This is a genomic window from Mycobacterium shottsii (assembly GCF_010728525.1).
Classification (GTDB): Bacteria; Actinomycetota; Actinomycetes; order Mycobacteriales; family Mycobacteriaceae; genus Mycobacterium; species Mycobacterium marinum.
In genome coordinates this window covers 1,667,312-1,692,329 of the sequence record NZ_AP022572.1, presented here as the reverse complement: position 1 = coordinate 1,692,329, position 25,018 = coordinate 1,667,312, and the positions used below count along the sequence as shown (strand labels likewise).

Annotated in this window: 25 protein-coding genes and 2 pseudogenes; 8 read left to right on the top strand and 19 right to left on the bottom strand. The window is 65.4% G+C overall.

The features are described 5' to 3' along the window. Positions 1-70: 70 nt before the first annotated feature. From G6N41_RS08010 to fadD5, 7 genes and pseudogenes are all read right to left on the bottom strand, one after another. Positions 71-1,678: a virulence factor Mce family protein gene (locus G6N41_RS08010; protein ID WP_198967064.1), complete on the bottom strand. Its 1,608-nt coding sequence runs from the start codon at positions 1,676-1,678 to the stop codon at positions 71-73. Then, positions 1,675-3,240: a virulence factor Mce family protein gene (locus G6N41_RS08005; RefSeq protein ID WP_198967063.1), complete on the bottom strand. Its 1,566-nt coding sequence runs from the start codon at positions 3,238-3,240 to the stop codon at positions 1,675-1,677. The genes G6N41_RS08010 and G6N41_RS08005 overlap by 4 nt, the downstream gene beginning before the upstream one ends. Then, positions 3,237-4,277 (bottom strand): virulence factor Mce family protein, encoded by a 1,041-nt coding sequence (locus G6N41_RS08000; RefSeq protein WP_198967062.1) that lies wholly within the window; start codon positions 4,275-4,277, stop codon positions 3,237-3,239. Before G6N41_RS08000 ends, G6N41_RS08005 begins: the two co-directional genes overlap by 4 nt. Continuing rightward, a pseudogene (locus G6N41_RS07995) lies at positions 4,274-5,598 on the bottom strand (MCE family protein). Before G6N41_RS07995 ends, G6N41_RS08000 begins: the two are co-directional and overlap by 4 nt. 4 nt (positions 5,599-5,602) lie before the next feature. Next, positions 5,603-6,472 (bottom strand): MlaE family ABC transporter permease, encoded by an 870-nt coding sequence (locus G6N41_RS07990; RefSeq protein ID WP_198967061.1) that lies wholly within the window; start codon positions 6,470-6,472, stop codon positions 5,603-5,605. A gap of 1 nt (position 6,473) precedes the next feature. Then, positions 6,474-7,250 (bottom strand): MlaE family ABC transporter permease, encoded by a 777-nt coding sequence (locus G6N41_RS07985; protein ID WP_015354177.1) that lies wholly within the window; start codon positions 7,248-7,250, stop codon positions 6,474-6,476. 242 nt (positions 7,251-7,492) lie between these two features. After that, on the bottom strand, positions 7,493-9,142 hold the full coding sequence (fadD5, locus tag G6N41_RS07980; protein WP_198967060.1) for a fatty-acid--CoA ligase FadD5: 1,650 nt from the start codon (positions 9,140-9,142) through the stop codon (positions 7,493-7,495). Positions 9,143-9,301: 159 nt separating this feature from the next. On the opposite strand from fadD5, the gene G6N41_RS07975 reads away from it, so the two are divergent. Then, positions 9,302-9,994, top strand: a complete 693-nt coding sequence (locus G6N41_RS07975; protein WP_020731467.1) for a GntR family transcriptional regulator — start codon at positions 9,302-9,304, stop codon at positions 9,992-9,994. Positions 9,995-10,018: 24 nt separating this feature from the next. Here G6N41_RS07975 and G6N41_RS07970 read toward each other — a convergent pair whose 3' ends face one another. Continuing rightward, positions 10,019-10,459 carry an SRPBCC family protein gene (locus G6N41_RS07970; RefSeq protein WP_015354174.1) on the bottom strand — a complete coding sequence of 147 codons (441 nt, stop codon included), beginning with the start codon at positions 10,457-10,459 and terminating at the stop codon, positions 10,019-10,021. 72 nt (positions 10,460-10,531) lie between these two features. Beyond that, complete coding sequence (locus tag G6N41_RS07965; RefSeq protein WP_198967774.1) at positions 10,532-11,005, bottom strand: acyl-CoA thioesterase; 474 nt, start codon at positions 11,003-11,005, stop codon at positions 10,532-10,534. A 38-nt stretch (positions 11,006-11,043) separates the two neighbouring features. Between G6N41_RS07965 and G6N41_RS07960 the strand changes: the two genes are divergently transcribed. Then, positions 11,044-12,150 (top strand): alcohol dehydrogenase catalytic domain-containing protein, encoded by a 1,107-nt coding sequence (locus G6N41_RS07960; RefSeq protein WP_198967059.1) that lies wholly within the window; start codon positions 11,044-11,046, stop codon positions 12,148-12,150. Between the two features lie 4 nt (positions 12,151-12,154). On the opposite strand, the gene G6N41_RS07955 is transcribed toward G6N41_RS07960, so the two are convergent. Genes G6N41_RS07955 through G6N41_RS07920 form a run of 8 tightly spaced genes read right to left on the bottom strand, consistent with a single transcriptional unit; the run spans position 12,155 to position 19,362 of the window. Continuing rightward, a complete protein-coding gene (locus G6N41_RS07955) occupies positions 12,155-13,096 on the bottom strand; it encodes an alpha/beta hydrolase (RefSeq protein WP_198967058.1) in 942 nt (313 codons plus the stop codon). Further along, complete coding sequence (locus tag G6N41_RS07950; protein WP_198967057.1) at positions 13,093-14,598, bottom strand: flavin-containing monooxygenase; 1,506 nt, start codon at positions 14,596-14,598, stop codon at positions 13,093-13,095. The genes G6N41_RS07955 and G6N41_RS07950 overlap by 4 nt, the downstream gene beginning before the upstream one ends. Further along, positions 14,595-15,329, bottom strand: coding sequence for an SDR family NAD(P)-dependent oxidoreductase (locus G6N41_RS07945; protein ID WP_198967056.1), 735 nt, complete (start codon positions 15,327-15,329; stop codon positions 14,595-14,597). Before G6N41_RS07945 ends, G6N41_RS07950 begins: the two co-directional genes overlap by 4 nt. After that, positions 15,326-16,087, bottom strand: a complete 762-nt coding sequence (locus tag G6N41_RS07940; RefSeq protein WP_198967055.1) for an HpcH/HpaI aldolase family protein — start codon at positions 16,085-16,087, stop codon at positions 15,326-15,328. Before G6N41_RS07940 ends, G6N41_RS07945 begins: the two co-directional genes overlap by 4 nt. Beyond that, complete coding sequence (locus G6N41_RS07935; protein ID WP_198967054.1) at positions 16,084-17,052, bottom strand: zinc-binding dehydrogenase; 969 nt, start codon at positions 17,050-17,052, stop codon at positions 16,084-16,086. Before G6N41_RS07935 ends, G6N41_RS07940 begins: the two co-directional genes overlap by 4 nt. Before the next feature lies 1 nt (position 17,053). Then, positions 17,054-18,262, bottom strand: a complete 1,209-nt coding sequence (locus G6N41_RS07930) for a cytochrome P450 (RefSeq protein ID WP_198967053.1) — start codon at positions 18,260-18,262, stop codon at positions 17,054-17,056. Continuing rightward, positions 18,259-18,963: an NIPSNAP family protein gene (locus tag G6N41_RS07925; protein ID WP_198967052.1), complete on the bottom strand. Its 705-nt coding sequence runs from the start codon at positions 18,961-18,963 to the stop codon at positions 18,259-18,261. The genes G6N41_RS07930 and G6N41_RS07925 overlap by 4 nt, the downstream gene beginning before the upstream one ends. A 36-nt stretch (positions 18,964-18,999) precedes the next feature. Next, the gene (locus tag G6N41_RS07920; protein ID WP_231608878.1) at positions 19,000-19,362 is read right to left on the bottom strand and encodes a hypothetical protein; all 363 of its coding nucleotides are present in this window, start codon (positions 19,360-19,362) and stop codon (positions 19,000-19,002) included. Between the two features lie 105 nt (positions 19,363-19,467). Between G6N41_RS07920 and G6N41_RS07915 the strand changes: the two genes are divergently transcribed. The 6 genes from G6N41_RS07915 (at position 19,468) to G6N41_RS07890 (ending at position 23,115) form a co-directional block, all read left to right on the top strand. After that, on the top strand, positions 19,468-19,677 hold the full coding sequence (locus tag G6N41_RS07915; protein WP_198968096.1) for a hypothetical protein: 210 nt from the start codon (positions 19,468-19,470) through the stop codon (positions 19,675-19,677). 78 nt (positions 19,678-19,755) lie between these two features. Then, positions 19,756-20,037 (top strand): hypothetical protein, encoded by a 282-nt coding sequence (locus G6N41_RS07910; protein WP_198965176.1) that lies wholly within the window; start codon positions 19,756-19,758, stop codon positions 20,035-20,037. After that, positions 20,013-20,174 (top strand): hypothetical protein, encoded by a 162-nt coding sequence (locus G6N41_RS07905; RefSeq protein ID WP_198913342.1) that lies wholly within the window; start codon positions 20,013-20,015, stop codon positions 20,172-20,174. Before G6N41_RS07910 ends, G6N41_RS07905 begins: the two co-directional genes overlap by 25 nt. 208 nt (positions 20,175-20,382) lie before the next feature. Then, positions 20,383-20,727, top strand: coding sequence for a transposase (locus tag G6N41_RS07900; RefSeq protein ID WP_231608578.1), 345 nt, complete (start codon positions 20,383-20,385; stop codon positions 20,725-20,727). Positions 20,728-20,868: 141 nt separating this feature from the next. Then, the gene (locus G6N41_RS07895) at positions 20,869-21,672 is read left to right on the top strand and encodes an enoyl-CoA hydratase (protein WP_198967051.1); all 804 of its coding nucleotides are present in this window, start codon (positions 20,869-20,871) and stop codon (positions 21,670-21,672) included. Between the two features lie 72 nt (positions 21,673-21,744). After that, positions 21,745-23,115 carry an NAD(P)H-binding protein gene (locus G6N41_RS07890; RefSeq protein ID WP_198967050.1) on the top strand — a complete coding sequence of 457 codons (1,371 nt, stop codon included), beginning with the start codon at positions 21,745-21,747 and terminating at the stop codon, positions 23,113-23,115. Between the two features lie 5 nt (positions 23,116-23,120). Here the strand turns inward: G6N41_RS07890 and G6N41_RS07885 are convergent, their stop codons facing one another. Both G6N41_RS07885 and G6N41_RS07880 read right to left on the bottom strand, forming a co-directional pair. Beyond that, the gene (locus G6N41_RS07885; protein WP_198967049.1) at positions 23,121-23,840 is read right to left on the bottom strand and encodes a CPBP family intramembrane glutamic endopeptidase; all 720 of its coding nucleotides are present in this window, start codon (positions 23,838-23,840) and stop codon (positions 23,121-23,123) included. Next, a pseudogene (locus tag G6N41_RS07880) lies at positions 23,837-24,989 on the bottom strand (NAD(P)H-binding protein). The gene G6N41_RS07885 and the pseudogene G6N41_RS07880 overlap by 4 nt, the downstream one beginning before the upstream one ends. Positions 24,990-25,018: the final 29 nt, after the last annotated feature.

Here is a 25,018-nt window from a genome sequence, read left to right as displayed (position 1 = left end):
GCGCCGACACCGCGTCTGGCGGCCGATTGCTTCGACTTACCGATCGCACCCATCACGCTCACGCCGCGCCTCACTGTCCTGCCCCTGCCTCAGCGGGCAAAGGTGCTCCAACTGGTGCCGGTGCCGGTCCGGGCGCCGGTGTCGGGGCGACGGGACCTGGGATCACTTCCGGACCCGGCGGCGGTGGCTGTATTGGTACCGGAGCCTTCAAGCCGATCGGCGGCAGCACCGGGTACTCGTCGTCGGCGTTGGTCGGTCCGGGCGGTGTCTGCAGGGTCGACTGGACGGGCTCGATGTCGGGGCCACCCATCAGCTCAGAAAGCGACTCGGGAGTCATCAGGCTCGCCGTGATCGGCCCGACCTGCTGGCCCTGCATTCCCGGAGCGACGATCCAGCCGGGTTGGGTGTTGCGGTGCGACAGCGGAGTGTCCGGCACCCAGATGCCCGGAACGGTCGTGTCCTTGTATCCGTTCGGCGGCTGCAGCCGGGGCTCGGAGTAGGCGACCTGCTTGGGCAGCACCTCGGCGGTGTTGAACGCGTTCAACCCGAACGGGAAGTAGTTGAACTTGATCGCATCCAGCACGGGCGCCAGATACTGCGCACACAGCTCGGCGGACTCCTGGTAGCCGAGCCGGCTGCCGGCCTGAATCGAGCTGCAGACGAACTGCATCGGGTTCGCGAAGGACGTGATTTCCGGTACGGCGACAACCGAACCGTGCGCCGGGTGGTAGATCTGGTTCACGTTCGACGCGGCCGTGGGAAGCACGTGCAACGCCGTCTCCAGACCGTTCAACGGGTCAGGCTGCAGGAGCGTGTTGGTCGCTTCGGCCAGGTTGTTGACGTCGTAGGTCAGCACTTCGCGGTTCTTGTCCAGGAACGGCCGCACCGTCGACAGCAGGCTGTCGAACTGCTGCAGCGCATTGGACAGGTCGCGGTCGTAGCCCACCAGCCGGCCGGTGACGTCGGCGAGGTTCTGGTTCAGCGCCACGAACTGTTTGTCGTCCTGGTGCAGCGCGTTGACGAACAGCGCCAGGCTGCGTACCACCGCGAAGAAGTCGCCACGGCCTTCGTTCAGCGCGGTCAATGCCCGCGACAGGCTGTCCAGCGTGGTGTTGATCTGCTTGCCCTTGCCCTCCAAGCCGTTCGCGAAGGATTCGAGAACCTCGCCAAACGGCCCGGTCGGCTGATCCTTGGTGGGGCCCAGCTTGTCGATGATGTTGGTGATGCTGTTGCGCAGCTCATCCCACTCAACGGGCACCTGGGTGCGTTCCAGCGGGATCACCGCGTTGTCGGCCAGCACCGGGCCACCCTTGTAGGGCGGCTCCAACTGGATGGTGCGCGATGCGACCAGGGTCGGGTTGAGGATCACCGCGGAGGCGTTGGCCGGCACCTTGTACTTGTTCTGGTAGTGGAAGGTGACCTTCATCTTGTCGCCGGCCGGCTCGATGTTGTCGATCTTGCCTACCTGCAGGCCCATGATCTGGACCTTGTCCCCCGGGTAGAGGGCATTCGCACTCGGGAAGTAGGCGACCACGGTGTTGTTGGTCAGCTTCTGATACAGCTTCAAGCCGACGAACGCGGCAACCAGGCCGAGCACCAACACCAGGGACCCGATGATGACGGTCGCCCGGGAAACCTTGGGTAGCCGGATGTTGCGGATGTCAAAGATGGTGCTCAATTCTGGCTACCTCCCGTCGCACCACTACCTACCGTGCCACCTGGGGGGATGTACGGGTCGGGCAGCTGCGGCCCGGGCCCAGGCGGTGCGGGCGGACCCGGCGGCAGCCCGGGAGCGAACGTTGACGGGGGTGGCGTCGGCCCGGCCGGTCCGACCGGCTCGGTGCGGGCACCTGGCGGCGCATCCGGCGGCAACGGCACCGGGGTAACGGGAGCATCCGGCGCGGGTTCGCCCGGCCGCCCGGCGATCGGAATACCCGGCGTCGGCGGCAGGCCGTTCGGATTCGGCGGTGACGACTCGACACCGTCCAACGGAGCCGGGAAGCCGAACCCACCGAACGGACCTTCCAGCACACCCGCGCAGGGCAGCGGGTTGTCCGGCCGGGGCAGCGCGTCGGCGGCCGGCGTGTACGAGCAGGGTGATCCGGGTGGCACCGCGGGAAGCGGGTGGTCCGGGGTACCTTCGAGCACCCGAGGTCCCGGGGGCGGAGCGCCGTTGGGGAACCGAGTGCCGTTGGGGTCGGGGAACCTGTACTCCGGCAGCCCAGCACTGCGCCAGAAGTCCTCTGGGGACAGGCCACGCTTCTTGAACGCCGCATCGATGAACGGCTGCAGGATCTGGCCCGGGACCAGGTTGTGAATGACGACCTTGAAGAACGGGCCCGACGCGATGGACTCGTTCAGCGATGGCAGGAATGCGCCGACCATCTCAAGGCCCTTGGCGAGATCTTCTTTGCGTTCGATCAGGACGTCGCTGACCGTGCGCAGTTGTTCAAGCACGTGATTGAGATTGGGGTTGTCGTTGATCAGCCCCTGGACCTGCGCTGAAAACGATGCGATGTTCCCCAGCAGCGCGTCGATCGCGCGGCCACGTTCGTTGAAGGCGACCAGCAGGGTCTTCGCGTTCACCAGCAGCCGGTCGACCTGGGCGCTGCGGTCCCCGAGGACGCTGGCCACTTGGTTGGCCTGGGCGAGCAGGTGCTTGAGCTCGTCGTCGCGCTTACCCAGCGTGTCGGAGAACTTGGCGACACCGTCGAGCGCGGAACTCAGGTGCGGATAGGTCTGATCGATCGTCTCCGACAACACGTGCAGCGACTTCTTGACCGTGTCGATGTCCCAGCCGGTGGCGGCCCGGGTGACGTCGAAGAATGCGTCGTAGATCTGGTACGGCGTGGTGCTCTGGCCCAGCGGCAGCGTGCCACCCGGCCGCAGCGGCTGGTTGCCGCGCGCCTCGATCTCGAGGACCTTCTTACCCAGAATCGTGTCGGTACGGATCGACAGCCGGCTATCGGTGCCGATGGTGTTGGTGCCGATCGAGAACTTCATGACGATGTGGTCACCGTCGATCCGCAGGCCCTCGACCTTGCCGACGTCCAGCCCGGCGATGCGCACCTTGTCGCCGTTGTTGATTCCGCCGGAGTCGGTGAACTGCCCGTAGTAGCTCGGCCTGGCGAAAATCATCGGCACGCTGGTGAAGCTCTGACCCACGCCGACGACCACGAGCATCACGACGATGCCCATGAGCCCGATGCGAAGCCGGTTGGGGGGTTCTAGTGTCCTCATTGCGGTGCGCACCTACCCGTCGGTTGCGAGAAAAGTCGAACCGTTCGGACGGGCCCACCAGGCTGCAGCCCGTTGATCTTGAGGCTGATGTCGCAGGAGTAGAAGTTCACGAAGTCTCCATAGGACCCGATCGCGCGCCCAATCATGTTCAATGCCGTCGGCAACTTGTGCAGGAAGTCTGCGAGCTCTTGGCGCTGGTCGATCAGCGGCTGCTGAACGGCGTCCAGGTAGTTGACCGTCTTGTGCAGCAGCGCACGGTCCTCACCCAATAGGTCGGCCACGGTTCCGGCCGCGTTGCTGACATGCGCGATGCCACCGGAAAGATCGTCGCGGTGCTCGTTGAGCCCGGTGATCAGCACCTCGAGGTTGTTGACCGTCTTATCGAAGTCCTTGCGATGCCGCACGGTCGCGTCCAGGACGGTGTTGAGGTTCTTGATCACCTCACCGATCGCCTGGTCGCGCTCGGCAAGCTGCGAAGTCAGCTGAGCGGTTTGGTCGAGAATGTCGTTGATGGTGCCGCCTTGCCCCTGAAATACGGTGACCAGGGCCGAGGCGATGGTGTTGACCTTGTCGGGGTCCAGCGCCCGGAACACCGGCTTGAAACCACCGATCAGGGCGTCAAGGTCCAGCGCCGGCGAGGTCCGCGACAACGGGATGAAGCCACCCGGCGGCATGATTCGATCCGAGCCGTCGCCCTCGCCGCGTTTGAGCTCGAGGCAGCGATTGCCGATCAGGTCGAGGTAGCGGATCTGCGCGCTCGTCGACTGGTACAGCGGCACCGATCGGTCGACGTCGAAATTCACCCGCACCCGTTTGCCGCCGTCGATCAGCGATACCGACTTCACCTTGCCGATCTCGACCCCGGAGGCGCGAACAAACTGGCCCGGCCGCAGACCACTGGCATTGCTGAACTCGGCCGAGTACGCATACGTGCGGTCAAAGCGGATCTGACCGAACACGATGATGATCATCACGCTGAAGAGCATCAGCACCAACGAGAAGATGCCGAGTCTGATTGCGGTACCGGTGATTTTCATGGGTTGATCGTGTAATCCCCTACTTGACGGCCCCAGACATATTCCAGTGCGAAGGGCGAACCGGTCTCCAAGTGGTTGTAGGGCGCAAGACTGTTGCCGGTGTCCATGACCAGCTCCGGCGCGGGCCAGAAGTCATGGGTGATGCTCTGCCAGCAGCCCGGCGCACCCCCAGGCCCGCCGTGCGCATTCACCCGTGGCAGGTTCTCTGGATACGTGGCAGGTTCTCTGGATAGATGTAGGGGTTGGGCGCCCCGCCGACCAGACCGGCAGCCAGGCCACCGACCTGCGAGATCAGCAGGGGCACAAGTGAGGCGGGGTTGAGCATCATTCCCAACGCGGAGAGCGGCGTCGTGTGGCTGTTCAGCGAGTAGCCGTTGCCGCCCAGGAACTTGTAGGCCTGCGGCTCGACGTCGTGGTAGTTGCGCAGGGTGCAGAACAACTCCGGGCTGTAGGTATCCAGCAGCTGGGCGCTTGGCACCAGGTCGGCGGCGCCGCGCGCCAGATAGGGTCCACCCCGCTCGAAGACGTCCGCGCCGGTGTTGCCGAATCCGACCGCCGCCAACAACGCCGCGTCCAAGTCGTGCTGCTGGGCATTGATGGTGCGTGCGGTCGGCACGGAGTTGTTGAGAAAGTCGAACAAATCCAGTGCGGCGTCGGCGTACACGTCACCTAGGGCCGCCAACTGTTGGATGTCGCGCCGTGCCTGAGGCATCTGCGGATTGATGTCGTCGAGGATCTCGTTGCCGTTGGCGATCGCCTCGCCGAACCGGTTACCCAGTCCGGTGAGGGCTTCCGCGGCGGCGCTCAGCGTCAGGTTCAGCTTGACCGGGTCCACCTTTTCGGAGATCGAGGTCAGAGTCTCGAACAAGGTGTTGATTTCGGTGGTCACCGCCGAGGCGTTGATGACGCTGTGGGCCGAAAGCTTCTTGTTCGACGGATGTTCCGGCGTTGTCAGTGACACGTACTTGCCACCGAACACCGTGGTCGCCTTGATCTGCGCGTCCACGTTTTCCGGTATCAGCGGCAGGTATCGCGGATAGACGTTCAAGACGAATTTTGCTGCCGGCTTGCCGTCCCTGGTGATCTCCGAGATGGTGTCCACTCGCCCGATCTGGACCCCGTTGTAGGTGACCTTCGAGCCCGGATCCATCACCAGGCCCGCGCGCTCGGAGAACATGGTCAGCTTGACCCTGCGATCGAAGTCGCCACGGAACTGGAGGTAGACCAAGGACAAGATGAGCAGGCCGACCAAGAACAGGGCGATGCCCGCGATCTTGTACGGCGGTTCGTTGACCTTGTTGAGCTTGCCCGGTTTTGTCATGGCGCTACACCGTCAGTGCGAAGTTGGGGTTGACGCCGTAGAGCGCCAACGCGGCACACAAAACAACAACATTGACCGAGACCAGGGAGAAACGCATCGAGCGCCCCACCGCCTCGCCCACACCCACCGGTCCACCGCCGGCGTTGTAGCCGTAGTAGCAGTGCGTGACCATGACGATCGCCGCGATGATGATGGCCTCCAAGAATGACCAGAAGACGTCGTCGGGACGCAGGAACGTCCGGAAGTAGTGCTCGTAGGTGCCCGACGACTGTCCGTAGAGCACCGTCGTGACCATCTGCGGGGAGAAGAACGACATGATCATCGCCAACGCATACAGCGGGATGATCACCACCAGGCCGGCCATGATGCGAGTGGACGCCAGGTAGGAAATGGACTTGATGCCCATCACCTCCAGGGCATCGATCTCCTCGCTGATCCGCATGGCTCCCAGCTCGGCCGTCGCGCCGGCGCCGACGGTGGCCGCCAGCGCGACCCCGGTCACCACGGGACCGGCGATACGCACGTTGACCAGTGCGGAGAAGAACCCTGTGAACGCCTCCACACCAATGTTTCCCAGGGACGCAAAACCCTGGATGGCGATCAGCGAGCTACCGGAGAGCGTCACGAAGCCGACGATCGCGGCGGTACCGCCGACGACAGCCATCGCGCCGGTACCCATGCCGATCTGGGCGATCAGCCGCAGAATCTCTTTGCGGTAGTAACGCAGCGCGTGACCCGACTGCCCGAGGCTGGTCAGAATGAACCACCCCAGGCGCCCCGATTCATCGAGTCCCCGGGTGACCGAGCCGGCGTAGCGATTGAAGTTCGCAATCGCCCTCGGGAAGCGGGCCCGCAGTACTGCGGCTGTCGACATGTCAGTGCCCCGTCCCGAATCGCACGCCGATCGTGGTCAAGATGACGTTGACCGCGTAGAGCGCGACCACGCACAACACAACTGTCTCGTTGACGGCGGTACCCAGACCCTTGGAACCGCCGCGCACCGTCAGCCCGCGGTAGCACCCGACCAGCCCGGCGATCAGGCCGAACGTCGCCGCCTTGACCATCGCGATCGTCACCTCGGGCATGCCGGTGATGGTGGTCAGCGTGGCCAGGTAGGCGCCTCCGTTGATGTTCTGCAGGTAGACACCGAACAGGTAACCACCGACCAGGCCAACGGTGATCACCAGGGCGTTGAGCAGGGTGGCGACGAAGGTCGCGGCGATGACGCGCGGCACCACCAGTCGGTGGATGGGGTCGATGCCCAGCACTTCCATCGCGTCGATCTCTTCACGGATGGTGCGAGCTCCCAGATCGGCGCAGATGGCCGTCGAGCCGGCACCGGCCACCACCAGCACGGTGGTCAGCGGGCCGAGCTGGGTGACCGCACCGATCGCGGCACCGGCGCCGGAGATGTCGGCCGCACCGAACTGGGCGAGCAAGACGTTCAACGTGAAGATGAGCAGCACCGTCAGCGGGATGGAGACCATGATGGTCGGCAGCAGCGCCACCCGCATGACGAACCAGCACTGCAGAATGAGTTCCCGCCACTGGAACGGCCTACGGAATAGCGCCTTTCCGGTCAGCACACACATCCGGAAGAACCCGCCGACCATCGTCAGCGGTGTCTCTAGCTGGTCGCGAAGGTAGCCCATCAGGTGGGGGCCAGAAGACGTCGTCACCGTTGCCCCTTCCCGATAGGAGCACGCGGATCGCGGCTACACGGCCGATCTCGTCGCACGCCTCCTCCTTGCCCCGTCCCTAGGTGTGTGACCGACGGCTCACTACCGGCAGGCAGTAACCGAGACCACAGGAATGTACCTGATGCCTGTCTACGTGTGAACCGCATCCACACAATTAACACATCGTCTGCAACCAGCGAACATTTTCGACCTTCTTAGCTTCCCTCTCTAGATTGAAATGACCTTGACAAAGAACGGCTTTCACAGTATGAGCCCACTCCGTAGCGCAAACGCAATTCAGTTTTGAGTACCTTCCCGGAAGGGTTTCGCGGTAGTGCGTCTACAACCTCGAGCGCCTTCGGGTGCTTGTAACGCGCAAGCCGCTCGGTCAGGTACTCACCTAAGTCTTCGATGCGAAGGTGGTCTTTCGTTACAGCCGCGACCGCTATCGGTACCTCGCCCCACTTTTCGTCGGCTCGGCCGATCACCGCGACCTCGACGATGCTGGGGTGACTGGCAAGCACGTTCTCCACTTCGGCGCCGTAAACGTTCTCTCCGCCGGAGATGATCATGTCCTTCTTGCGGTCCACCACCCAGACGTAGCCATCCTCGTCCATCCGGACCAGATCCCCGGAATGAAACCAACCGCCGGCGAACGCTTCTGCGGTCGCTTCCGGATTGTTCCAGTATCCGCTCATCAGTGTTGGTGCCCGGTAAACGATTTCGCCGACCTGACCGATGGGCACGTCGTTCATCTCGTCGTCGACGACGCGAGCGGAGACGGTCGGGATCACTTTGCCGACCGAACCTCGCTTTCGGATCGCATCTTCGCCGAGCAGCATGCAGGTGACCGGAGACATCTCGGTCTGACCGAACGCCGCCATGATCTGCGTTCCCGGGAAAACCTCTGACATCTGACGCAGCAACGCATCCGGTGCCGGTGCGGCCCCCCACGACATCACCCGCAAGCTCAGTTCACGTGGCCGGGCTTGTTGTTCGGCGCAGACGGCCTGCCACTGGGCGGGCACCAGAAAGATGCCGCTGACCCGTTCGGCCTCCAGCACGTCGAGCAGCTGGCCGGGGCTGAACGCGCCCAGTGGGTAGATCACGGTGGGGACGCCGAGCAGCATTCCGCTGAGCATGTTGCCGATCCCGGCGATGTGGAAAAACGGTACGCCGATGAAACCCACGTCGCTGTTGATATTGGCGCCGCCGGTGTAGAGCGCCGTCATCACCTGGCCGGTGAGGTTAGTGTGTGTCAGCACCGCGCCCTTGGGCCGGCCGATGGTGCCGGAGGTATACATGATCAGCGCCGGCGAGTCATTGGGGATGTCGACCGGTTCGGGTGGGTCCCCGGTCTCACTGATGAGCTCGTCGTAGCCCACCACGGTGGGATCGGATGCGCCGCCGGCTACCACGATCGTGCTCAGCGCGGGAGCGATCTCGCGGACGCCCACGGCGACCTGGGCCAGCACTTCTTCGGTGATGACCAGACGCGGTGCGCAGTCCTCCACCAGGAACGCAATTTCGGACGGCGTGAGCCGGAAATTCAGCGGAACCGCGATGGCACCCAGCATGTTGGCGGCCAGAACAGACTCGACGAACTCGGTGCGGTTGAGCATCAGGATCATCACCCGGTCCCCGAAGCCGACCCCTCGGCGGCTTAGGGAACCGGCCAGCGCGGCAACCCGATATCGCAGGTCAGCCCACGTCACGGTGTGACCGAGGTACCTGATCGCGGTGGCCCGCGGCTGCATCATGGCATGCCGCTCGAGTTGGTTGACCCAGTTCTGCCGGCGAGCCAAATAAGGCTGCTCCAGGGCGTGAGCGGCCTGCGGCAGGTGGCTGGCCAGTTCCGCGGTCAACTATGCAGTCCCTTCACTTGCGCACCGCTTGCGTCAGACTCATATTTGATAAAACATGGTGTTGCCTGGGTCACATTAATGTGCCCGGCGGCCCCAAACAAGACCCGAGACAAGACCACGCAAAGCCCCGCCACGCTCCGGAAAGACCTGGCAGGCCGTATAAACATACCGCTGTCCGCGCGTCGCAAAAGCCGGCGGCCACTACGCCGCGCGCAGTTGTCCGACGAAGTCGCCGGCCATCTGAGAGCGGCCATCATGTCCGGAACCTTGCGACCGGGAACGTTCATCCGCCTCGATGAGACCGCGGCCGAACTCGGGGTGAGCATCACCCCGGTTCGCGAAGCCCTACTGAAGCTGCGCGGTGAGGGCATGGTGCAGCTGGAGCCGCACCGTGGTCATGTGGTGTTGCCGCTGACCCGCCAGGACATCGACGACATCTTCTGGTTGCAGGCCACCATCGCCCGCGAACTTGCGGTCACCGCCACCGAACGAATCAGTGAAATCGACATCGGGGAACTCGAGCACATCAACGATGCGCTCACCGCGGCGGTCGGGGCCGGCGATACCGAGGCGATCGCCGCGCTGGAATTCGCGTTCCACCGCGTCCTCAACCAATCCAGCGGGCGGATCAAGTTGGCCTGGTTTCTGCTCAATGCCGCGCGCTACATGCCCGCGCAGCTCTACGCCAGCGACCCGCAATGGGGTGCCGCAGCGGTGGACAATCATCGGCAATTGATCGCGGCATTGCGGCGCCGCGATACCGCGGCGGTGATCGAGCTCAGTGTCTGGCAATTCACCGATGCCGCGCACCGGCTGACGCAAATGCTGGAGACCAACGGAATCTTCAACTGACCCCGTAGAATTCCGCCGAATTTTCTAGCCGGCGGTCAATTGTTCGGCACGCAATTTGAGATTTGCGGCGAGTTGCTCGAGCACATTGTTGAGTAGCAGCTTCACCATCGGCGGCGGCACCGGCATGCTGGGCTCGACGTCAATGTCCACCGTCAGCAAACTGGCGGCACCGGCTTCCACCACGCTGAACAACTGCTCCTGCTTGAGGAACAAATCGCCCTGCTGCATGACGGTTTGAATCTGATTCTCGCCCGGGTAGTACACGGCGTGGATGTAGACGCCCTCGAAGCCTTGAACCGAGGCGTCAAGCCGCACCTGGCTGGGACGGCCGTCGTCGTAGCGAGCCAGCACCCAGGCCCCTTTGACCCCTTCGTTCCATTCGGGGTACCGCTCGATATCTGCGACGATCCCCATGATCGATCCGGCGTCGGCGCTGACTTCGACGGTCTTGCTCAAAACTGGCATTGGCGAAGCATACCTGGGCACTCGGCAGGCACCGGGCGTGCAGCCAGGCCGGTGATTAGGGTGTGCCGGTACCTAATTCACGCACGCGGTGGCCAGCAATGTGCGGATGGTCTCGGGGATCGGAACGGGTTTGCGGCTGACGCGGTCAACGTAGACGTGCACCCAGTGCCCCAGCGCGGCGATCGGCCCCGGCCCAGCCGGTCCCTCCCCGGCCTCGGGACTGGCGTTGAACACCGCAAGGCGGTAGGTGACGCTGCTGCGGCCCAGCCGCGTCACCGCCAGACCCACCACGAGCTCTTGCGGGAAATGCAGTTCGGAGAAGTAGCGACAGCCCGACTCCGCGACGATGCCCAGCGCGGCGGTGGCGAGCGGGTCAAGGCCGGTGCGGGTGTTGATCCAGGCGTTGATGGCCGTGTCGAACAGCTGGTAGTAGACGGCGTTGTTGAGGTGGCCGAACATGTCGTTGTCGGCCCAGCGGGTGAGCACCGGCCAGAGCACCGGAAAATCACCGCTGGACAGCTCGTCCGGGGACGGCCCCGCAGGCACCGATGGAACTGGGACTTCAGCCATGGTTGTATTCCAACATGATTCATATCCGGGGTGCGGTCCTGGAGCGAATCGGTTCGCCCCGGCCGTACGCCCAATCTCGTCCCATCAGCGTCGTCGATCTCGATCTCGATCCGTCGGGCGACGACGAGGTGCTGGTCCGCATCGAGGCCGCAGGCGTGTGCCACTCCGACCTGTCGGTGGTCGACGGCAATCGGGTGCGGCCGGTGCCGATGCTGCTGGGCCATGAGGCCGCCGGAATCGTCGAGCGGGTCGGCGACCGGGTCGACGATCTGGCCGTCGGCCAGCGGGTGGTGCTGGTGTTCCTGCCGCGCTGCGGCCACTGCCCGTCCTGCGCCACCGAGGGCATCACCCCCTGCACACCGGGCAGCGCGACCAACGCCGCCGGAACCTTGCTCGGTGGCGGCATCCGGATCAGCCGTTCTGGGCAACCCATCTACCACCACCTCGGCGTCTCGGGTTTCGCGACACATGCCGTGGTGAATCGGGCCAGCGCGGTTGCGGTGCCCGACGAGGTGCCCCCGCAGGTGGCCGCACTGCTGGGATGCGCGGTGTTGACCGGCGGAGGCGCGGTGCTCAATGTCGGCAAGCCGGTCGCCGGGCAGTCGGTCGCCGTCGTCGGGCTCGGGGGGGTCGGGATGGCCGCGGTGCTCACCGCCTTGACTCGGGACGGCGTCGCGGTAATCGGCGTCGACCAATTGCCCGAAAAACTCTCGGCCGCAAAAGCCCTCGGGGCCAGCGCCACCTATACCCCACAGCAGGCCGCTGCCGCCGGCGTGAAAGCCGACGTGGTGATCGAGGCGGCCGGGCACCCGGCGGCGCTGGAGACCGCGATCGGGCTGACTGCACCCGGCGGCCGCACCGTCACCGTCGGCCTGCCCCCGCCGGATGCGCGGATCAGCGTCGCACCGTTGGGCTTCGTCGCCGAGGGGCGCTCACTCATCGGTAGCTACCTGGGCTCGGCGGTCCCCAGCCGCGACATCCCGCGGTTCGTGTCGTTGTGGCAATCCGGACGCCTGCCGGTGGAATCGCTGGTGTCCGCGACGATTCGGCTGGACGACCTCAATGAGGCGATGGACCACCTGGCCGACGGCACCGCCGTGCGTCAAATCATCGTCTTCTGACCCACTAATCCGGGTAGAACGCGTCCGCCAGGGCATGGCCCTGCATCGCGAACAGCCGCTGCGACGTCGTCCATTCCGGTATTAGCGAATCGAACCCGTGGCAGGCGCGCGGGAAGATGTGCAGTTCGGTGGAAACCCCGGCCCCCAGCAGCCGCTGCGCGTAGTCGAGCACTTCGTCGCGAAACGGATCGATCTCGCCGCAGGTGATCAACGTCGCTGGCAGGCCTGCCAATTGACCGCGCCGGCCGGGGACCGACTCCGGTGAAGGCGTCTGCCCGGCCAGGTAATGACGCCACATGAGACTCGCCGCCTCACCATCGAAGGCCGGGGTGGCGCGGAACTCCGACCGGGATGCGGTGGGGCGATCGTCGAGCACCGGCTGGTGCAGCAGCTGGAAGATGACCGGTGGCAGCGACCCGTCGGCGGCGCCGTTCGCCAGGCCGGCGGCCAGGGTGGCGCCGGCGCTGCTACCGGCCACCGCCAGCCGCCGCGCGTCGAATCCCAACCGTGTCGCGTTGCCAACCACCCACGTCAGCACCTCGATCGCGTCGTGCAATGCCGCCGGGTAGGGGTGTTCGGGCGCCAGCCGGTAGTCGACCGAAACCACCGCACAGCGGGCACGACGGGCCAGCTCCAGGCACTGCCGGTGGTCGGTGTCGAGATTTCCCAAGGCGAAGCCACCCGCGTGGCAGTAGACGACTACCGGCGCCGGCGTCGGGGCAGCCCGGTAGATGCGGACCGGCACCGGCCTGCCGGCCTCCCCGGTGGCAACATCGTCGGCCACCGCTACCCCGGCGGCGGCCGTCTCGGTCGCGGCCGCCTCCCGGCGGCGCTGGTTCATCGACTCGCGGATCGTCAGGATCGACTCCGCGGTGAAGTCGATTCGCGCCGTCGCGACGGCGCGCAGCACGGGGTCCAGCCGATCGACGGCCTCGGGTTGGGTCACCGTTGCCCCGCGTTGCGGTCGCCACCGTCCGCGCCGGACACGGCAGCGGGCTGGAAGCTGAAGTCTGCGGGTTTGAAGCGGCGCGTCATCCCCCAAAAGCTACGCGCGCTGCGCGGCCATTGCGTGACCACACGCCCGTGGGGCGCACGAAAGTAGTTGCTGCACTCGGTGGTCCAGACCGTCCCTGTCATCCACCGGTCGACCTTGGCCATGAATTCGGCCAGCACCCCCGGACGCACCGCGATGTAGGTCTTGGATTTGCGCCGCAGATGGGCCAGCGCCGCCACAATGTAGCGGGCCTGGGCTTCGAGCATGAAGATCACGCTGTTGGAGCCGACATTCGTATTGGGTCCGTAGAGCATGAAGAAGTTGGGAAAGCCGGGCACGGCCATCCCCAGATAAGCGTGCGCCCCGTCCCGCCAGACTTCATGCAGCCCAGCACCGTCCTCTCCGAGGACTTCCAGCTGACCCAGATAGTCGGCCGCGCCGTAGCCGGTGGCGCACACCACGACGTCGACGTCGTATTCGGCGCCGTCCGCGGTGACCAACGATCGTTTCCTCAGGTAGCGGGCCGGGCTGGCCACCAGCTCAACATTCGGGCGGGTCAGGGCGGTCAGAAACTCCGATGAGAACACCAGGCGCTTGCAGCCCATCGGATGGTCCGGGGTGAGTTGGCGACGCAATTGCGGTTCGCTGACCGTGTTTTCGAGCAACCGCAACGCCAGCTCCGTGAACTCTTTGGTCTTCGGGCTACCGTGCTCGATCACGGAGATAATCGACTCGCTGCGGAGCCACAGCCGGGTCCGGTATAGCCGCGCGGCAAACGGAACGTGGGCGAAGACCCAGCGTTCCCAGCGGGAGTAGGGCCGATCCGGCTTGGGCAATATCCAGGTCGGCGATCGTTGTACCGAGTACACCCGATCCGCGACCTTGGCCAACTCCGGCACCAGCTGCGCCGCGGTCGAACCGGTGCCCAGCACCGCGATTCGGGCGCCCGCGAGCGGCACCGAGTGATCCCACCGCGACGAGTGCATCACGGTTGCGGTGAAGCGCTGCTGCTCAACGAGATCCGGATAGGCCGGCCGGCTGAAGATGCCGACGGCCGATACCACGACACTGAATTGGTGCTGTTCACCGTCCGCGGTGCTCAGGGTCCACTGCCGGGTCTGGCTTTCCCAACGTGCGGATCGTATTTCGGTGCCTAGCCGCAGATGGGGTCGCAGCCCGTACCGATCGGCGCAGCGCTGAAAGTATGCCAATATCTCGGGCTCTCCGGACCACAGCCGTGACCAGCCCGGATTGAGGTCGAACGAGTACGAGTACAGGTGCGACTTCACGTCGCAGGCCAGTCCCGGATAGGTGTTGATCTGCCAGGTGCCGCCGACGTCGGATTCTCGGTCGAAGATGGTGAAGTTCTCAAAACGACTGTTTTTCAGCAGAATTCTCAACGCCAGCCCGCCGGGGCCCGCGCCGATGATGCCGACCGATAGCGGGCTGGTCATCGGACCTGCAGGCACTGTCCGCCGTCGACCACGAGTTCGGATCCCGTGATGAATGATGAGTTCTCGGAGACCAAGAACGCCACCGCATCGGCGACTTCGGCGGGCCGGCCCAGCCGGCCGAACATCGAAACCGCCGCCAGCCGAGCCTGAGTCGGCTCATCGAGCATGGACGTCGCGATCGGCCCCGGGAACACCGCGTTGACCCGGATGCCGGCGGGCGCCAATTCGGCCGCAGCGGTTTGGGTCAGGCCCCTTAATGCCCACTTGGCCGCACCGTAGGCGCAGTGGTGCGGGAATGGCCGGATCGCCCCGGTGCTGCAGATGTTGACAATCACCGTGCTTTCGGCGGCGCTCAGCGCGCCGAGCGCCGCCCGCATGCCAAGGAAGGCCCCCAGACAGTTGACCCGCCAAGCACTTTCGAAGCCGGCGGTCGTCTCATCGACCAGCGCCGCACGGTGCAGCACGCCGGCATTGTTGATCAGTGCGGTCAACGCCCCGAATCGGGTGACGGCGCGCTCGACGGCCTCCTGCCATTGCGCTTCATCGGTCACATCCAGGGCCAGGGAAATCACGGCATCGTCGCCCGACTCGGCGACCAGCGCATCGAGTCGGTCGGCGCCTAGATCGCATGCCGCCACCGAGTGGCCTTCGGCGCGAAGTCGTTGGACAATCGCCCACCCCTGCCCGCCGGCGGCTCCGGTTACCAGCGCGACGCGCCCGCCGCCGGTCATCGGGTGCCCGCCGTCGCCTCGTTCAAGTATTCCGTGGCTCCCCGGCGCAGCGCTTGGGACTCGGCCGCCAGGGTGATCATCTCGAATCCCAGCTGCGCCATCGCTTTACCCGCCTTTGCGGCGCCGGCGTGGATGCCGGTGTGTAGGCCCGCCGCCGAAGCCGCGCGGTGGATTCCGACGACGGCCTGCCGGACCGCTGGGTGATCGAGGGCGCCGACGACGCCGGTTCCCAGCGAAATAGCCAGATCCGCGGTTCCGACATAGATTCCGGCCAGACCGTCGACCGCGCAGATGTCATCGATGGTCGAGAGCGCCGCGGCGGTCTCGACCATCGCATAGACGCCCGCCCGGGATTGCAGCTCGGCGGGGTCGGTGCCCAGGCTTGCCCGCAGCGGGCCGTAGCTGCGCACCCCGGCCGGCGGATAGCGGGTGGCGGCTACCGCCGCGGCGGCCTGGTCGGCCGACTCGATCATCGCGATGATGACGGCATCGGCGCCGGCATCGAGCACCCGCCCTGTCGGCGCCGGATCCGCATTCGGCAACCGCACCACGGTGGCGATGGGCACACCTTCGAGTCGCCGGAGCAGGCCGGCAACGTCGGCGTCGTCAAGGTAACCGTGCTGGGTGTCGAAACCGACGTAATCGTAGCCGGCCCTGGCAAATTCCTCCGACCCCAGCCACGTTGGACCGGTGATCCAGCCGCCCCAGAGCGGCGTGCCCCGGCCGAGCCGCTGTTGGAGGTTGCTGACGACCTTCATGCGGTGATCGCGATCTTCACCCGTTCGGGCACCGGCCGGCACGCCAGTTCGAACGCCGCCTGCACGTCTTCGACGTCGAAATTGTGCGTGAGATAGCCGCTGAGCAGTTCTGGGTGCTCGGCGGCGAACTTCCCGGCGAGTTCGAGCATGCACCGGCGATCCTGGGTGACACCGGATTTCAGGGTCAGGTTGTTGCGCAGCATGGTGCGCATGCTGATCGGGTAGGCGTCGTCGTCGGCGACGCCGAAATAGAACACGGTGCCCCCCGGCGCCGCGGCGTCGATGGCGTGCCCCAGGGTAGCGACCTGATGTCCAACGGCTTCGATGACGATGTCGGCACGATCGCCGGCGCCCAGCTGGCTCACCCAGCGATCGCTGGTCGCCCGGACGGCGTTGTCGACTCCGAAGGTTGCCGAAAGGTTTTCCCGGTCGATGGGATCGACCCCGGTTACCAGGCGGGCCCCCGCCGCTTTCGCGGCATAGGAGAAGAGCAGCCCGATCGACCCCTGTCCGATGACGGCGACGTGCCGACCCGCCAGATCCGGTAGTTGCGCGCAGGCGTACAGCACACAGGCCAGCGGCTGCAGGCCGACCGCTTGGGCGGGAGTCAGCCCCGGGGCATAGGGCGACAAGCCGTCCCCATCCGCGATGACCCGCTGAATCAGGCCGTCGAATCCCGATGCCCAGCCCACCACGCGGTCGCCCTGGTGGTGGGCGCGATGCCTGCTGGCGATGACTTCACCGGCCACTTCGTGAATTGGGAAGCCGTCCTTGGCCGCCGCGCTGTGGCCGTCATCTCCGGGCAGGTGTCCCCTGGCACCGCGAAAGGCGGGCAGGTCGCTGCCACACACCCCGGCGGCCTGAAACCGCAGCAGCACTTGCCCTTCCGCCAGGCACTCGGGTGTCTTGTCGGCGATCGAGGTGCGCTCGAACAGGTAAGGAGCATTGATTCGATAGGACCACACGTCAAACCTCCACCGGGATCTTGTTCCATCCCCACTGGAAGCTGGATGGCAATCGGGTGGCCTGCGCTGCGCAGATCTGGAATTCGGGCACCCGCCAAAACCATTCCTGCAGTAGTACTGAGATTTCGAGCCTGGCCAGGTGATACCCGATGCAGAAGTGCTGACCACGGCCGAACGCCAGGGAGCGCCGGATCGGCCGATCCCAGATGAACTCGTCGGGATCCGGGTACTCACGCTCGTCGCGGTTGGCCGAAGCCAGCAGGGTGATGACGCGCTGGCCCGGCTCGATGGTTTGGTCGCCTATGGTGAACGGCTTGCGTGCGGTTCGGGCAAACCATTGTGCGGGGGCGAAATAGCGGATCATCTCCTCGCGCGCGACGTTCACGTTGGACTGCGGGTCGGTGCGCACCGCCGCCAACTGGTCGGGACGCCGGCTGAGCTCCCACAGCCCGTGCGCCACGATCTTGGGCACGGTCTCGGTGCCCCCGATGAAGATGCAGAGCATCTGGGTGGCAACCTCGGTGTCGTCGAGCGCACTGCCGTCGGGCAATCGGTAGCGCAGCAGGCCGTCAACAACCGGAAGCTCCCCGGTCGGATCCGCCCGGCGCTGCCGCACGACCGGGACCAGAAACTCCAGATAGTTGGGCCGAGCCTCGGCGGTGTCAACGCCGACGCCAGGTTCGGTGAGGCTGCCCGCATTGACGGCTGCAAGCACCTCCGGCGCCAAAGATGCTGGCATTCCCAGTAGTTCGCATACGATGCTCGCCACCACCACGCCGCCGTAGTCTTGGGTGAGGTCGAATGAGCCTTGCGACAGCAGCCGGTCGAGTCGTTCGTTGGCTAGCTCGCGGATTCTGGCTTCGAGCCCGGCCACGGACTTGGGCCGAAGCGGTGGGGAGTGCGCGCGGCGGATCTCGCCGTACAACGGTGCGTCGAAGACCGCATGAAACGGCAACGGATGCCACGGCGGGTCGTCCACCAGGCCGCTATTGTGCCGGGCCAGCACCGACGCAGCCGGCAACGTCCCCTCCGACGCGACGAACGTTCCGTCGTTGACTTCCAGTACCCGCCAGATGTCGTCGAAGCGCGAGATCGCGAAGGTATCCCATTGCGGCAGGTAGTACACCGGGTGTTGGTCGCGCAGGACGCGGTAGTAGGGCAACGGGTCGGCCATCACCCGGGCGTCGAAAGGGTCGTAGCTGAAGTTCACTGCAGCGGCGAAGGCGGTAGGGACTGCAGAATGGAGTCTTCCCAGCTGTCACGCAGCGCCGGGGCCACACTCATCCAGGTGACGATCTCGGCGGGCGGGCTCTGTTTCCAGGACGGGTAGTGGTTGGCAAAGCACTCCCAGCCGCCTTCGAGCGCCCAGTAGTGGATGACCTCGTTGTAGCGAAACGTCGTGGTGAAGGAGCCAAGCCAGTGTTTGCCCGGGCGCTCCGACCAGGGCACGTAGAGTCGCTCCAGTTCTCGGATGTAGTCATCTTGGCGGCCGGGCTTGGTTTGCATGATCTCTTGAATCACCAGCGGGGCAGTGAAATTGGATGAGCGTAGCTGTGCCAGGGTCTTGTTGGCCGGACCCGGGTACATGATCCGCCCCTCGCCACGCGCTCCAATGTCCGCCAGGAATGCGGCCCACTTCCCGGCCGCGGCCTCCTGGCTGCCGCCTTTGGCCTGTGCGGTACCAATCCTGGAATAGTCGGCGAAGCCATCTATCTCCCAGATGATCGTCACCTCTGGCCAGTGCCCGTTGTAGGGGGTGGACTCCCAGATCGCGAACAGCCGGGCGCCAAGCTCCTCCATCATCGGCTGACAGACTTGGACAAACACTTCGGTGAAGCGGTCTCTTCGCCCGGATCCCAGCTTGATCGTCTCGTGCAGATACAGCAGCGTATGCCCGTAATATTTTTTCATCGACCCTCAGGTTCCTCGGGTTCACCGCTTCCCCGGCTAGCCCGACCACGCCGTGTCGGCGAGTAGCTGCTCGACGGAAACAACACAGCCGTAAGGGATTCCGGCCGCCGTTAGCGCCTCCCTCTTGAACGCCAGTGCCGCGGCACTGAGCACGTGTTGCACCGGCTCGATCGCGCGATCGACCCCCAGCGGCCACCCCTGACCCCACAGCGCAACTTCGGTCCACCGGCGCTGCAGGGCTTCGGTTACCTTCGCGCGCACTCGCCCATCGGCGGCAAAGGCGGCGGCGCCGACGGCCAGGCTGTGGCCGATCGGAGCGCAGCCGGTCAGACCCGCTTCCAGGTCCGTCGCGGTTGCCCCGAGGATCTGCAGTGGCCGGATATCGTCACCGCCGGGCACCAGCGGCAAGCATCACGAGAAATGCCCGTGAAGCGTCCTCGGTGGATCACGTAAAAATGCCCGCGAAACGGTCGATCCTCAGCAGGCATGGGAAGTGGGCTGTCGATGTCGTCTCGGGCCGAGATCACCGCGAAGTTCGCCAGGGCGTATGTGGGGGCGCCGAAGGCGGACAAGGGGCAGATTCTGGATCAGGTGGTGGCGGTCACCGGCTGGTCGCGTGACAACGCCAGGCGGCGGTTGAGGGCGGCGGCCGCGCCGCCGGGAGCGGGTCGGCAGGTCGCCAAACGGACTCGCCGGCAACGCAATCCGAAGTAATCCTAGGATGCGCTCAAGGTGTTGCAGAAGGTGTGGGCGGCCTCAGGCGGGCAGTGCGGCCGGTACCTGGCCGCTTCCATGGCACTTCAGTTGGATGCTCTAGAACGCCACGGCGAACTGGTGGACGGCCGTGACCGTTACGGCCCGGCGGTGCGTGCCGAGCTGTTGGCGATGAGCAGCGCCACGATCGACCGCTACCTGCGCGGCGCCAAGGCCCGCGACCAGATCTCGGGTGTGTCGACGACGAAACCCTCCCGCTGCTGCGGTCCTCGATCACCATCTGCAAAGCAGGCGATGAGGCCGAAGAATCTCCGGGGTTCTTCGAAGGCGACACCGTGGCGCACTGCGGCCCGACACTGAAAGGTGAGTTCGCCCGCACGGTCAACCTCACCGACATGCACATCGGCTGGGTGTTCACCCGCACGGTGCGCAACAACGCCCACCCCCACATCCTGGGCGCCCTCAAAACCGGAATTACTAAAATCCCTATAAGGTAACGGGTTTGGACTTCGACAACGGCACCGAATTCCTCAATAAGGCGGTCATCAAGTGGGCCGCGGACATGGAGATCTTCTTCACCCGCTCACGGCCCTACAAGAAGAACGACCAGGCCACCATCGAGTCCAAAAACAACCACCTCGTGCGTCGCTACGGGTTCTACTACCGCTACGACACCGACGAAGAACGCGCCGTGCTCAACCGGCTGTGGCACCTGGTCAACGACCGGCTCAACTACCTGACCCCACCATCAAACCCATCAGCTACGGCTGCAGCCGCGACGGTCACCGCCGCCGGCTCTACGACAAGCCCCAGACCCCCCTGGACCGGCTGCTGGCCGCCGGAGTCCTCTCAGCGGCCCAACAAACAGAGCTGCTCACCTACCGCAACAGCCTCAACCCCGCCGCGATCGCCCGCCAGATCGCCGACCTGCAAGCCGCCCTGCTCAGACTCGCCAAAGACAAGACCGAACAGCTCTACCTCGCCGCCATACCCGCCGCTCTACCCGCCCTCAAAGCCGGCATCCGCATCAAAAGCAAGACCACCACCTGACCCCGATTTCGCGGGCATTCCTTACCTGATGCATGAACCAGGTTTCGCAGGCATCTTGACTTGATGCATCACGCCCCGCCCGGCCCACCTCGCCCGCCAACGCCGTCTCGGCCACGCCCCTGTTGACCTAGGGTGAGGCCCATGCCGGATACCGGGATCGAAACCCTGGCGCCAGTCGCCGGCCTCGAGGTCAAGCTGCGCGGCGGGGTGCTGTCGGTGACGATCGACCGTCCCGAAAGCCTGAATTCGTTGACACCTGAGGTGATGGCCGGGATCGCTGACGCGATGGAGGCCGCGGCTACCGATTCGCGAATGCGAGTGGTGCGCCTGGGTGGAACGGGTCGCGGGTTCAGCTCCGGGGCCGGGATGAGCGCCCAGGATATGGGCCGCAAGACCAGCACTTCCAGCCTCACCGAGATCAACCGGGCGGTGCGGGCAATCACGGCGTTGCCGCATCCAGTTGTCGCCGTGGTCCACGGACCCGCCGCCGGGGTCGGTGTCTCACTAGCCCTGGCGTGCGATCTGGTGCTGGCCTCCGAGAGCGCCTATTTTCTGCTCGCGTTCACCAAGATCGGATTGATGCCCGACGGCGGAGCCTCGGCATTGATCGCCGCTGCGATCGGCCGGATTCGGGCGATGCGGATGGCCCTGCTGCCCGAGCGGTTGCCGGCCACCGAGGCGCTGTCCTACGGCCTGGTCAGCGCGGTCTATCCCGTCGCGGACTTCCAAAACGAAGTGGATGCGGTGATCTCGAGATTGCTGTCCGGCCCGGCGCTAGCGTTTGCCAAGACCAAGGACTCCATCAACGCGGCCACACTCACCGAGTTGGATCGCACCCTCGATCGCGAATTCCAGGGCCAGTCGGCGCTGCTGCGATCACCCGACTTCGCCGAGGGCACCCGCGCATTCCAGCAGCGCCGCACCCCAACCTTCACCGACTCCTGATCCGTTGAGCTGAATCGGCAATCCTCAGCAACACCGGATCCGAATAAGACATGGGGACAGAATGGAGATCCGATGTCGGCTGGACAGGTGAACTGCCTGGTAACCGGGGCGACCGGCTACATAGGCGCCCGGCTGGTTCCGCGACTGCTCGACGAGGGCCACCGGGTGCGAGCGTTGGCCCGCGATCCGGGCAAGTTGGCGGACGTGCCGTGGCGGGACCGGGCAGAGGTGGTGCGCGGCGATCTGGGCGACACCGACTCGCTGGAGGCGGCCTTCGCCGGGATGGACGTTGTCTACTATCTGGTCCATTCGATGGGCTCGGCAAAGCATTTCGCCGACGAGGAAGCCCGCGCTGCCCACAACGTGGTACTCGCCGCGCGGCGCAGCGGTGTGCGCCGGGTGGTGTACCTGAGCGGGCTAAATCCAGAGCAGAGCAAGCTTTCGCCGCACCTTCAATCACGCAAGGCCGTTGGCGATGCGCTGATTGGTTCCGGCATCGAGACAATCGTGCTGCAAGCCGGGGTGGTGGTCGGATCCGGATCGGCATCCTTCGAAATGATCCGGCACCTCACCGACCGGTTGCCGGTGATGACCACACCCAAGTGGGTGCACAACCGGATTCAGCCGATCGCCATTCGTGACGTGCTGCACTACCTGGTCGCCGCGGCCACGGCCACGGTGCCCGACACCGCCAGGGCCCGAACGTGGGACGTCGGCGGCCCCGACGTGCTCGAGTACGGCGACATGATGCGGGTGTACGCGGAGGTCGCCGGGCTGCATCGGCGCTACCTGATCGTGCTGCCGTTTCTGACGCCGACGATCGCCAGCTTGTGGGTTGGCACGGTGACCCCCATTCCTCCGGGCCTGGCCCGGCCGCTGATCGAATCGCTCGAATGTGACGCGGTGAAGCGCAACTCCGACATCGACACCATCATCGCGCCACCGGCGGGGGGCCTGACCAATTACCGTCGTGCGGTCGAATTGGCACTGAATCGTGCCGCGCACGGGCTTCCCGACGCCACATGGGCCTCCCTGCAGTCGGAACCGGCCGAGCCACTGCCCAGCGACCCGCGGTGGGCCGGCGAAATCGTTTACACCGACGTCCGCGACGCGACGACAACTGCTGCGCCCGAAGATGTTTGGAAAGCGACCGAGCGCGCCATCAATAGCCGGAGTTGGTACTCGCTGGCGCTCGCACCGCGGTGGCGGGTCGCGCAGCGCACGCCAACCACACTGCGACTGGGCGCGAGCACCCGCGTGCCCGGGCCAACGTGGTTGGAGGTGACGCTCACACCGCGAGGCACCGCCGGCAGCACCTACCACCAGCGGGCGATCTTCTTTCCCCGCGGGATTCCCGGCCGGCTGTCCTGGCTGGTGCTGCGCCAACTCTACGCCGCCGCGCTGCGCGCACTGGCACGCGACATCACCGCCGCCGACCGATAACGGGGTCAGACCCCAAACAACGGTGGCAGCGCGAGCACCATGATGAGTCCCCAGACCAGGTGGGTGAGGATCGGTGCCAGCACTCCGCCGGTAGAGCGCCGTTCCCACGCACACACACCGCCGAGGATGACAGCGGCAAAGCCGAGCATCAGGTTGGCGCTGGCCATGATGGCCCCGATGTACACGACGGTCGAAACGGCCACCGGATAGAACCGACCCAACGCGGTGTAGAGCGCGCCGCGAAAAAACATCTCTTCGGCGATCCCGTTGATCAGGGTGATCACCACGACCAGGAACAACGATCCCTGGCTGGCAAACTGCAGCACGCGGACTATCAGCTCGGCGGCGGCCGGAATCTTACGGACAACCAAGGCACCCAACACAAAGATGCCGCCCAGCAGCAGACCGATGGTGGTCCCGGTGATCACCGGGCGCTGGTTGCGACCGCGCCAGCGAATGCCACCCAGATGCAGGGGGCCGGAGGCCAGCGCGCCCAGCGCCCATGCCGCGGCCAGAGTCAGCGTCAGCCAGTAGAAGGTCGACTCCCCCGGCTGGCGCCTCATCGACAGTCCCATCACCACCGCGCCGATCACCAGGACGACACCGACGACGATGCGGCGCCGTAGCACCACCGAAGGCGCCTCATGATGTGGCACGGCCACATTCGTGATGGCGCGGCGAATGTCGTCGATGGCGCTGAATTGGGGCGCTGTTGATTGGCTCATGCGAACAGAACTTTCGGAGTCAGGGCGATCAGGATGTCGAGGCTGCTTCGTAGCGCACCGGCCAGTGGACCCGGGACGATGTTCACCCATCGCAGAGAGGGACGCGCGATGGGCGGCGTCATCGCCTCGGCGATCCGGCGAATTCGCAGCGCGTCACCGCCGGCCCACGCCGGATCGGTGGCTGCGAGTTGGTGGGGATCTGTCAGGGCGTCGACGGGCAACGGGGGCCCGTTCGCGTGGCCGGCCAGCGCCAACGTAATGGCATCTTCGATACTCACTCAGTAGTCCTCCTGGTGGCTCGGGGACCTTGTCTTGCAGGCCGACCCCGGATGCCCGCATCGGGTGATCCAGCGATTCCACCAGGTCTGCGACCAGACCATGCGGGACCGGCAGGGTGACCGCCGTGATCCGGGACGCTACCGCGGTATCGAGCCTGCCGACCGGCAATGCGGCATGCCATCTGCCGCGGATGCGCGCATACGTCTTGAGTAGCTCGCGGTACGACGTGGTGTCGGGGCCGCAGATGTCGTAGGCACCGGCAGGAACCTGGTCGACGTCGGCGGCGGCCACCAGATAGTGCAGAACGTCTCGGATGGAGATCGGATCGATCGAGTTGTACATCCAGTCCGGCATCGGCAGGACGGGGAATCGATCCCCGACGTAGCGCAGCATCTCAAACGACGTGGAGCCGGCTCCGATGATCATTGCCGCGCCCAGCCACACCAGTTCCGCGCCATCGTCGACGGCCAGTGCCTCGGCGAACTCGGCCCGGCTGGACAGGTGTTGGGATAGCGCTTCACATTCGGGGACGAATCCGCCCAGGTAAACGATGCGCCGCACCCCGGTGTCACGGGCAGCGACGGCCAGGTTGGCGGCGGCGGTTTTGTCCCGGTCGCGAAAATCCGGTTGGCCTATGCCGTGGACCAGGTAGTAGACCACGTCGATCTGACCCGCGGCATTCATCGCGGCTTGCGCCGAGGCCCGGTCCGTCGCGTCGAGGATCACCGGGGTGACGTCGTCGAACCAAGCTAAGCGACTGAGGCGCGCCATGTTTCGGGTGGCCGCCAACACTTCATGGTCGTCGGCCAGCAGCGCGGTAACCAAGCGGGATCCCACATAGCCGGTGGCGCCGGTCACCAGAATCCGCATGGTTTCGACACTAGACCCGAGACGGTGGG